This is a genomic window from Kineococcus indalonis (assembly GCF_009906395.1).
GTDB classification, from domain to species: Bacteria; Actinomycetota; Actinomycetes; order Actinomycetales; family Kineococcaceae; genus Kineococcus; species Kineococcus indalonis.
Genome location: NZ_JAAALM010000113.1, coordinates 1 through 9,360, shown reverse-complemented (window position 1 = coordinate 9,360; position 9,360 = coordinate 1). Strand labels below are relative to the sequence as shown.

General features: G+C 76.6%; 10 protein-coding genes and 1 pseudogene. 7 read left to right on the top strand and 4 right to left on the bottom strand.

All coding sequences use genetic code 11. The features are described 5' to 3' along the window. Positions 1 to 8 precede the first annotated feature (8 nt). On the top strand, positions 9 to 677 hold the full coding sequence (locus GTR00_RS07935; RefSeq protein WP_407659658.1) for a M23 family metallopeptidase: 669 nt from the start codon (positions 9 to 11) through the stop codon (positions 675 to 677). A gap of 346 nt (positions 678 to 1,023) precedes the next feature. On the opposite strand, the gene GTR00_RS07930 is transcribed toward GTR00_RS07935, so the two are convergent. Then, positions 1,024 to 1,434 carry a RidA family protein gene (locus GTR00_RS07930; protein WP_166611084.1) on the bottom strand — a complete coding sequence of 137 codons (411 nt, stop codon included), beginning with the start codon at positions 1,432 to 1,434 and terminating at the stop codon, positions 1,024 to 1,026. A 124-nt stretch (positions 1,435 to 1,558) separates the two neighbouring features. Between GTR00_RS07930 and GTR00_RS23750 the strand changes: the two genes are divergently transcribed. Continuing rightward, positions 1,559 to 1,939: a winged helix-turn-helix transcriptional regulator gene (locus tag GTR00_RS23750; protein WP_205705319.1), complete on the top strand. Its 381-nt coding sequence runs from the start codon at positions 1,559 to 1,561 to the stop codon at positions 1,937 to 1,939. Positions 1,940 to 2,059: 120 nt separating this feature from the next. On the opposite strand, the gene GTR00_RS07920 is transcribed toward GTR00_RS23750, so the two are convergent. Both GTR00_RS07920 and GTR00_RS25680 read right to left on the bottom strand, forming a co-directional pair. Further along, on the bottom strand, positions 2,060 to 3,031 hold the full coding sequence (locus tag GTR00_RS07920) for an NAD-dependent epimerase/dehydratase family protein (protein WP_166611083.1): 972 nt from the start codon (positions 3,029 to 3,031) through the stop codon (positions 2,060 to 2,062). 129 nt (positions 3,032 to 3,160) lie between these two features. After that, positions 3,161 to 3,808, bottom strand: a complete 648-nt coding sequence (locus tag GTR00_RS25680; protein WP_323132321.1) for a CGNR zinc finger domain-containing protein — start codon at positions 3,806 to 3,808, stop codon at positions 3,161 to 3,163. A 135-nt stretch (positions 3,809 to 3,943) separates the two neighbouring features. On the opposite strand from GTR00_RS25680, the gene GTR00_RS07910 reads away from it, so the two are divergent. Next, positions 3,944 to 5,062, top strand: a complete 1,119-nt coding sequence (locus GTR00_RS07910; RefSeq protein WP_166611082.1) for an epoxide hydrolase family protein — start codon at positions 3,944 to 3,946, stop codon at positions 5,060 to 5,062. 58 nt (positions 5,063 to 5,120) lie between these two features. Here GTR00_RS07910 and GTR00_RS23740 read toward each other — a convergent pair whose 3' ends face one another. Then, complete coding sequence (locus GTR00_RS23740; RefSeq protein ID WP_323132320.1) at positions 5,121 to 5,339, bottom strand: HAD family hydrolase; 219 nt, start codon at positions 5,337 to 5,339, stop codon at positions 5,121 to 5,123. A gap of 33 nt (positions 5,340 to 5,372) precedes the next feature. Between GTR00_RS23740 and GTR00_RS23735 the strand changes: the two genes are divergently transcribed. The 4 genes and pseudogenes from GTR00_RS23735 to GTR00_RS07880 all read left to right on the top strand — a co-directional run. Further along, on the top strand, positions 5,373 to 6,896 hold the full coding sequence (locus GTR00_RS23735) for a rhamnogalacturonan lyase family protein (protein ID WP_240899632.1): 1,524 nt from the start codon (positions 5,373 to 5,375) through the stop codon (positions 6,894 to 6,896). A 10-nt stretch (positions 6,897 to 6,906) separates the two neighbouring features. Further along, a complete protein-coding gene (locus GTR00_RS25675) occupies positions 6,907 to 7,974 on the top strand; it encodes a Gfo/Idh/MocA family protein (protein WP_166611079.1) in 1,068 nt (355 codons plus the stop codon). Further along, positions 7,971 to 8,741 (top strand): ThuA domain-containing protein, encoded by a 771-nt coding sequence (locus GTR00_RS07885; protein WP_323132319.1) that lies wholly within the window; start codon positions 7,971 to 7,973, stop codon positions 8,739 to 8,741. Before GTR00_RS25675 ends, GTR00_RS07885 begins: the two co-directional genes overlap by 4 nt. Before the next feature lie 164 nt (positions 8,742 to 8,905). After that, positions 8,906 to 9,360, top strand: a pseudogene (locus tag GTR00_RS07880) (hypothetical protein); the annotation flags it as partial.

Sequence of the window (9,360 nt, the reverse complement as noted above, 5' to 3'; positions counted from 1 at the left end):
GCACCTGGATCGTCCGCAACAGCCCGGCCCGCCGCGTGCCCAGCCACGGCACCGACCTGCTGGGCACCCGCTACGCCATCGACTTCACCGCCGTCGACGAGCGCCGCCGGACCTCGCTGCGGCGCGGCTGGCGCACCGCCCTGGGCACCGAACCGCCCGGGACCTTCCTCGGCTTCGGCCGCCCCGTCCTGGCCCCCGCCTCCGGGGTCGTCGTCGTCGTCCACGACGGCGAACCCGACCACGCGGCCCGCCGCTCCCCGCTGACGCTGCTGCCCTACCTGCTGAGCCAGCGGGAGCGGCTGCGGCAGGGCGTCGGCGCCGTCGCCGGCAACCACGTCACCATCGAGGTCGCCGGCGCCGGCCCCGGCGGTGCCGTCGCGTACGTCGCCGTCGTGCACCTGCAGCGCGGCACCGTGCAGGTCCGGGAGGGTCAGCGCGTCACCGAGGGCCAGGCCCTCGCCCGGTGCGGGAACTCCGGGAACTCCACGCAGCCGCACGTGCACGTGCAGGCCATGGACAGCACGGACCTGCGCACCGCCCGCGGGCTGCCCATCGCCTTCCGCAGCTTCCGCGAACGGCTCCCCGGTCGCCGCGCACCGATCCGGCGCGCCCTCGCCGTGCCCGGCGAGGGTTCCGTCGTCGAGGCCGAGCACGACCGCGCCCGACCGGTGGGGTGAGCGCCCGGGCCTGCGCCCACCCGGTCGTCCGCGCTGTCGCACCCACTGCACGACCTCGACCTCGCGGGCGATCCCCGGAGCGCGGGGAGGCGGGCGTCGGCGGTGACCAGGACGACGGGTGCGGTCGTCGCGCACCGCCTCCACCGCGTCCTCCACCGCGTCCTCCACCGCGTCGCGGAAGGACGCGCCGCCGCCCCCTCGGCCACCCGCCCGCTCCAGCACCTCGTCGAGGGACGGGGTGCTGGCCTCCTCGATCAGCGTGGCGAGCAGGTGCTCCTGCAGGGACCGGTGCGCCTGGGACGCGCGCCGTCGACACCGGTCACCGCGGGGCGCCCGGCGCGGCCGCTCAGCCCAGGACCGCGGTGGCCTCGACCTCCACGAGCACGTCGGGCTCGAACAGGTGGCTGACGCCGATGAGGGAGGCGGGGGGCAGCGGCCGGGGCAGGGCCAGTTCCCCGGCGACCTGCTCGACGCCCGCGAGGAAGGGCTCGATCTTCTCCGGGCTCCAGCCGGTGACGTAGAAGGTGAGCCGGACGACGTCGCCGAAACCGGCGCCGGCGGCCCGCAGGCCCGCGCCGGTGCTGCGCAGGGCGTGGGCGACCTGTCCCGCGAGGTCGCCCGGCGCCAGCGCCCGGCCCCGGGCGTCGCGGGCGATCTGGCCGGCGACGTGGACCTGGCGGGTCCCGGTGCCGATCGCGACGTGGTGGTACGGGACGGGCTGCGTGAGGCCCTCGGGGCTGAACAGGTGCACGGTCACGGACTGCTCCCTGGGTCGGGGGACCGGCGCGGGTGGCGCTCGGTGAGCCGGTGGGCGGGTCGCCCGCGGCTGGTATCCCCTTGCTACCTGGTGCCCGCAGGGAACTTCAACGAGACTAGGTGTCGTGCCGGAAACCACCCGCCCGCGCCCCCACCCGGACCCGGGGGTCCTGGAGATCGCCGCACCGCACCGGGAGCTGCTCGACCAGGTGCTGGACAAGTGGTCGCTGCAGGTGCTGGAGGAGCTGTGCGAGCGCCCCTGCCGCTTCAGCCAGCTGCGCCGCGCGATCCCGGCGGTGACGGGCAAGTCGTTGACGGCGACGTTGCGCCGCCTGGAGCGCAACGGGGTCGTGGAGCGCTCGGTCGTCAGCTCGCGGCCGGTGGCGGTGGAGTACCGCATCACCGCCCTGGGCAAGACGCTGCGCGAACCGGTCGAGGCGCTGCTGCGCTGGAGCGCGGTGCACATGCCGGCGGTGCAGGCGGCCCGCGACCGCTTCGAGGGGTGAGCCCTGCGGGGGGTGGGTCCCTGCGGGGCCGGCTCACTCCGAGAGGACCGACCAGCAGAGGGCGCCGCGGCGCACCTCGCCCTCGAAGCGCTCCAGGACGTGCTCGGCGCAGTCGGCCGCTCACACCGCGAGCGGGCGGCTCACCGGCAGCCGGCCGTGCTCGACGAGCCAGCGCACCGACTCCAGCACGGCGTCCTCCGGCTCGTGGGCGGGGGAGTAGCCCAGCAGCGTCCTGGCCTTGGCGGTGGAGAAGACGTGGTTGCGGTGCAGGTGCTCCCAGCTGGCCTGGGCGTGCTCGGCGGGGGTGGAGGCGCGGAAGACCTCCCACGGCACCGGCTCCAGGGAGACCTCGCGGCCGAACCAGCCGGCGGCCAGGTGGGCGTAGCCGCGCACGGTCAGCGCGGTGGGGGCGGTGACGGTGAAGTCCTCGCCCGCCGCCGCCTCGCGGTGCTCCAGGGCCAGTTCGAAGGCCCGGGCGACGTCGTCGGCGTGGACGTGGTGCATCGCCTCGGTGCCGCTGCCGGGCACCCGCAGCGTGCCGCCGGCCGAGACGGCGCCCCACACGGCGGGGTCGAGGTTGCCCAGCGGGCCGACGGGGTGCCAGCCGGGGCCGACGATGTGCCCGGGGTGCAGCGAGGTGGTCACCAGCCCGCCGGAGGCGCTCTCCTCCTTCAGCGCCGCGGCGATCGCCGCCTTGGCCGTGCCGTACTCCCCGACCGGCGGGGTGCCGGACGCCTCGGTCACGGGCAGCTTCGTGCTGGGCCCGTGGCGCCAGATGGAACCGCAGTGCAGCAGGTGGCCGGTGCGCCCGCGCAGCGCGTCCACCAGCGCGGCGGACGACTCCGGGGTGAAGCACACCAGGTCCACCACGGCGTCGGGGGCGAGGTCGGCGACGCGCCGGCCGAAGGTGCCCGCGCGGTCCTCCTGCTCCCGGTCGGCGACGACGCTGCGCACGTGCTGCCACTCGGGGGCGGGCACGTAGGGGCTGCTGGTGCCGCGGCTGACGGTGACCACCTCGTGGCCGGCGCGCACCAGCCGGGGCACGAGGAAGGTGCCGATGTGGCCGCTGCCACCGATGACGACGACTCTCACGGACCGCGGTCCTCCCCCGGGGCGCCCGCGCGCCCCGTCCAGGCGCACCCTCGCAGGCCGGTGCCCGCGGCGCCCGCCGAGCCGGCGCGCGGCGCGCCCGGCGCGGCGGGGGAGAGGCGGGGGCCGTGCTCAGCCGGCGCGGCGCTGCCGGTAGGTGCGCGTCTTGTGCCGGTTGCCGCAGACCTCCATGGAGCACCAGCGCCCGCCGCCGTTGCGGGAGGTGTCGCGGAAGGCCCACCGGCAGTCCGGCGAGGCGCACAGCTTCAGGCGCCCCCAGGCGCCGGTGCCCACGCCGGCGGCGACCGCCTCGACGACGGCGTCCAGGGCGCCGGCGCCGCCGGCGGCCCTCAGGCGCAGCCGTCCGGCCGCGTCCGGCGCGAGGTGCAGCGGGAAGCCGGCGAGGACCTCGGCGGCCCGGGGGGCGCCGCCCGCGCCGCCCGCGCCGCCACCACCGTCGCCGCCACCACCGTCGCCGCCACCACCGTCGCCGCCACCACCGTCGCCGCCACCACCGTCGCCGCCACCACCGTCGCCGCCACCACCGGTCAGGGCCGCGCGCAGGGCCGCGCGCAGCGAGCGGGCGGCGGCGAGGTCGGCCGGGCCCGTCGCCCGCTGCGGGGCGGGCAGGCCGTTCGAGCGCGCCCAGGCGGCGAGGGCCTCGGGGGAGGTGAGCTCGTCGGTGGCGGCGTGGTCCTCGCCGTGCCGGGTGAACGTCCGCTCGTCGAGGGTGTTGAGGAACCGCTCGACGAGGAGGAGGTCGTCGAGGGCGGCTAGCACGACACCAGCGTAATCGGTCGATGGTGTTGACGGTGCCCGACACCGGCAATAGCTTCCAGTGGTGTCGACTTCCGCGGAGAACCCGACCACCGGCGCCCGGCCCGCGCTGCGCCCCGACCGCGCGAGGGGGTCCCGGTGAAGCACGACGCCTTCGTCCGCACCGACCCGGCGGTCCTGGACGACCTGCACGAGCGCCTGCGCCGCTTCCGCGCCGTGCCGCTCGCCCGGCTGCAGGGCGAGCCCGGGCGCTCGCTCGGCGTCCCGCCGCCCCTGCTGGACGCGGTGCTGGCGCGCTGGGGCGACGGCTACGACTGGCGCGCGCACGAGGAGCGCGTCGCGGCCCTGCCGTGGTGCGAGACCGAGCGCGCGGCCGTGCCCGTGCGCGCCGTCGTCTCGCCCGCGCGCACGGCCGGCACCGCGCCCGCGCCGGTCGTGCTGCTGCTGCACGGCTGGCCCGACTCCGTCCTGCGCTTCGAGCGCCTCCTGCCGCTCCTGGACGACGTCACCGTCGTCGCCCCGGCCCTGCCGGGCTTCCCCTTCGCGGCCCCGGTCCCCGCGGGCGGGCTGTCCGCGGTGGCGATGGCCGACGCCGTCGCCGACGCCGTGGCCGAGTTCGGCTTCGAGAGGTGCGTCGTCTCCGCCGGCGACGTGGGCTGCGACGTCGCCGAGGCCCTGGCCGCGCACCACCCGCGGGCCGTGACCGCGCTGCACCTCACCGACGTCTCGCAGCACCACTTCCTGGTCGACCCGCCCACCGACCTCGACGCCGAGGAGCGCGCCTACGCCGCCCGCGGCGCCCGGTGGCAGGCGCAGGAGGGCGGGTACATGCACGAGCAGTCCACCCGGCCCGGCACCCTCGCGGTGGGGCTGGGCGACTCGCCCGCCGGCCTCGCCGCGTGGATCGTCGAGAAGCTCCTGCGCTGGAGCGACGGCGACGGCTCGCTGACCGACGTTTTCAGCCTCGACGAGGCGCTGACGTGGGTGAGCGCGTACTGGGTCAGCGGCTGCATCGGCACCTCCTTCACCCCCTACGCCGCCGGCGGCGCCAGGGACTGGTCGCGCGTGGAGGCCCCCGCCGTGTTCACGGTGTTCCCCCGCGACCTGGTCAACGCGCCGCGGCGGTTCGCCGAGCGGTTCTTCGACGTGGTCGCCTGGCGCGAGTTCGAGCGCGGGGGCCACTTCGCGGCCTTCGAGCGCCCGCACGACTACCTGTGGGGGGTGCGCACCGCGCTGGAGGTGCGGCGCGGGAGCTGACCGGGAGCCCCGGCCGGGACGTCCCGGTGAGGACGTCCCGGTGAGGACGTCCCGGTGCTCAGGCGAGGTGGGCGGCCAGCTCCCGCAGGGAACCCACCCGCGCCACCTCGTCCGCCGGCCCGGTGCCGGTGCGGTCCACGTGCACCGCCCGCAGCCCGGCCGCGCGGGCGCCCAGCACGTCCACGGCGTGCTCGTCGCCCACGTGGAGGGTGGCCGCCGGGGGCACCCCCAGGCGCTCGCACGCGGCGAGGAACGCGGCGGGGCGGGGTTTGGCCACGCCCAGCTCCTCGGCGGTCAGGACCGGGCCGAGGTGGTCCTCAAGACCGCCGACGGCACCGTCGACGGCGCGGGGAAGGTCATCGGCGACGCGGACGCCGACCACCGCAACTCCGCCGGCTACGTCCTGGCCGGCCCGGAGCTCCTCACGGTGTTCGAGGGTTCCACCGGCAAGGCCCTCGACACCGTCCACTACACCCCGCCGCGCGGGAACGTCGCCTCCTGGGGCGACGGCTACGGCAACCGCGTGGACCGGTTCCTGGCCGGCACCGCCTACCTCGACGGGCAGCACCCCAGCCTGCTGGTCAGCCGCGGCTACCACACCCGCACCGTCGTGGCCGCCTACGACTTCGACGGCACGGACCTGGTGCGGCGCTGGGTGTTCGACTCCGACGTCGCCGGCACGCAGTACGCCGGGCAGGGCAACCACGAGCTGTCCGTGGCCGACCTCGACCCCGCCCGCCCGGGCCTGGAGGTGTTCGCCGCGCACGAGTCGATGGCCTCCTCCGGCGGCCGCGGCGCCACCTACCGCGACGCGGCCACCGGGCGGGTGCTGTGGTCGATCCCCGCCACGCGCGACACCGGCCGCGCGGCGGTGGGCGACATCGACGCCGCCCACCCCGGCGCGGAGGGCTGGGCCGTCGGCGGCACCGCCGCCTGGAACTCCCCGGTGGGGGAGCTGCGCTCCTCCTCGGGGGAACTGCTCTCCACCTCCATCCCCGCGGCGAACTTCCTCACCTGGTGGGACGGGGACCTGCTGCGCGAGATCGGCGACCACGCCTTCGACGAGACGGCCCGCACCGGCGTGCCCACGATCTCCGAGTGGGACCCGGCCGCGCAGCGGCAGGTGGAGCTCTACCGCGCCACCGGCACGCTGTCGAACAACGACACCAAGGGCAACCCCGCCCTGCAGGCGGACCTGCTCGGCGACTGGCGCGAGGAACTCGTCACCCGCACCGCCGACCCCACCGCGCACCGGCTGCGCACCCTGGTCTCCGACCCGGTCTACCGCCTCGGCGTCGCCTGGCAGAACACCGCCTACAACCAGCCCCCCGCACACCTCCTACTTCCTCGGCGCGGGCATGAGCACCCCGCCCGCCCCGGCGATCGCGCTGACCGGCACCGACCCCGGACCCGGCCAGCGCGTGCCCGGACCGGCCACCGCCGCGCCGCACAAGGCGCACCTGAGCACCGACGGCGAGGAGAAGTCGGGGGAGTTCCGCGTCACCGTGGAGGTGCAGCGGGGGCAGAACGCCCAGACGGTCGCCCTGCTGGAGGGCGGGCGCGAGGTCGCCCGCCGCGACGTCGTCGACGCCACCCCCGCCGCCCAGAGCACCACCTTCGACCTCACCGGCGTCGAGCCCGGCAAGCACGTCTACACCGCCGTGCTCACCCACCAGCACGGCACCAGCACCACCCGGCCCCTGACGGTGGTCGTCAAGGGCTGACGCCGCTCCCCGCGAACAGCGGCCACCGGCCCGGCGAGGTCTTGCCGGGCCGGCGGCCGCCGCGCTGCCCGCCGCCCGCGACCCCTTGCGGGTCGTCCCCGCTCGTGTAGCGTCGCGGACGTGGTCGACGGCGACACCCCTGACGGAACCCCCACCCGCCTCGTGCACGTCGGGCTCGGCGGCTGGGGCGGCGACTGGGAGCGCAACGCCATCCCCCCGGTGGGCGAGGTCGAGCGCGTCGCCGTGGTCGACACCCACGAGCCCACGCTGCGCAGGGCCCAGCAGGCGCTGGGCCTGCCGGACGCGGCCTGCTTCACCTCGCTGCGCGAGGCCGTCGAGAGCGTGCAGGCCGACGGCGTCCTGGTGACCGCGCCCGTGGCGTTCCACGTGCCGGTGGCGCTGGAGGCGCTGGACGCCGGGCTGCACGTCCTCGTCGAGAAACCCTTCGCCCCCACCGTCGCCGAGGCCCGCACGGCCGTGCGGCGCGCCGAGGAGCGCGGCCTGGTGCTCCAGGTCAGCCAGAACTACCGCGCCTACCCCGCGCCGCGCGCGGTGCGCGACCTGATCGCCGGCGGCGCGATCGGCGAGCCGTCCGTCGTCCACGTCGACTTCCGCCGCTGGGCGAACGACGCGCCCGTGGAGACGAACCGGCACCACTCCTTCCCGCACCCGCTGCTGTTCGACATGGCGATCCACCACTTCGACCTGCTGCGCATGATCACCGGCCGGGAGGCCGTGCGCGTGCACGCCACGGTCACCGACCCGCCGTGGAGCCGGTTCGAGCAGGAGGCCTCCGCGGTCCTCACGATCGAGCTGGCCGGCGGGCTGGTGGCCAGCTACCGCGGCAGCTGGGTCAGCCGCGCCCCGCAGACCACGTGGGACGGCGAGTGGAGCATCGAGGGCGAGCTCGGGCACATCGCCTTCACCGGGCGCGGCGACCGCGGCCCCGCCGACGACGTCGTCACCCTCAGCCGCGCCGGCGGCGACCCCGAACCGGTCGAGCTGCCGGTGCTGGACCTGTGGGGCCGCTCGGCGGGGCTGCGGCAGTTCCACCGCGCCGTGCGCGGCGGTCCCGCGCCCGAGGTCACGGGCCGTTCCAACCTCGGCAGCCTGGCCATCGCCGAGGCCGCCGCCCGCTCGGTCGAGACCGGCCGGGTCGAGGACGTCGAGCAGGTGGAGGCACCGTGAGCGATCGCGCGCAGGACCGGGTGCAGCGCCCCCTGCACGTCGTCGTCTGGAACGAGGGCGTGCACGAGGCGAACCAGGACCCGCCGGACATCGGGGAGCGCTACCCCGACGGGATGCACGGCGCCATCGCCGCCGGCCTGCGCCGCCTGCTGCCCGAGGCCGAGGTGTCCACCGCGACCCTCGCCGAACCCGAGCACGGCCTGGGGTCCTCGGTCCTGGAGCGCGCCGACGTGCTGCTGTGGTGGGGCCACGCCGCCCACGACCGCGTCGACGACGCGGTCGTCGAGCGCGTGCGCCAGCACGTCCTGGGCGGGATGGGCCTGATCGTGCTGCACTCCGGGCACTACTCGAAGATCTTCACGCGCCTGCTGGGCACCACCTGCTCGCTGGCGTGGCGCAACGAGGGCGAGCGCGAGCTGGTCTGGACGGTGAAGCCCTCCCACCCCATCGCCCGCGGCGTCCCCAACCCGATCGTCATCCCGCAGCAGGAGATGTACGGGGAGTTCTTCGACATCCCCGACCCCGACGACCTGGTGTTCATCTCCTCCTTCGCCGGCGGGGAGGTGTTCCGCTCCGGGGTGACCTTCACCCGCGGGCGCGGGCGCATCTTCTACTTCAGCCCCGGCGACCAGGAGTACCCCGTCTACCACCAGCCGGAGGTGCAGCAGGTCATCGCCAACGGGGTGCGCTGGGCCACGCCCGACGACCTCGCGCGGCGGGTGCCCGACGTCAGCAACCCGCCGCGGGAGTGGTTCGCCGGCTCCTGACGCCCGCCGCGGGTGCTGCTCCCGGAGCACGCCCGGTGCCCTCCCGCGGCGGACGACGGTGCGCGCCGCGGCGGGGGCTGGAACCGCGTGCACCGCGTGCGCGCCCTGGTGCTGCCGGCCGAGGTGAGCCCGCACTCCTGCTCGTCGCCGAGTTCGACGTCCTGATGGGGTACGCGCTGGCGGCGCTGGTCGCCGTCGCGGTGCTGCTGGGCACCCACGCCCTCGCGCTCGCCGCGCTCACCGCCCTGCTCGCGCACCTGCCCGCCGGTGCCGCCGGCGGGCCGCTGGAGACCCCCTGCGCCACCGGTTCCTCCGCGGACCTCCAGGTGTTCCGGGTGCAGCACCTGGTGGTGTTGCGCGCCGAACCCGTCGGGCTGCTGGCGCTGTCGACGGCCTCGTCCCTGCAGGGCGCGCTCCTGCTCACCGGCTACGGCACCGCCGTGCTCGTCGGCCTCGGCGCGCCCGGTGCCCGCCGGGGCGGGCTGAACGTCCCCGGCGCCGGTCAGGTCGGCCCGGAGGAGCGGCGCGCACCCGCCGCGGTGCCCGGCTGCAGCAGCGGGGCGATGCGGTCCCAGCGGGCGATCTGGCAGCCGTCGGTGCGCTCGAACCGCGCCGACAC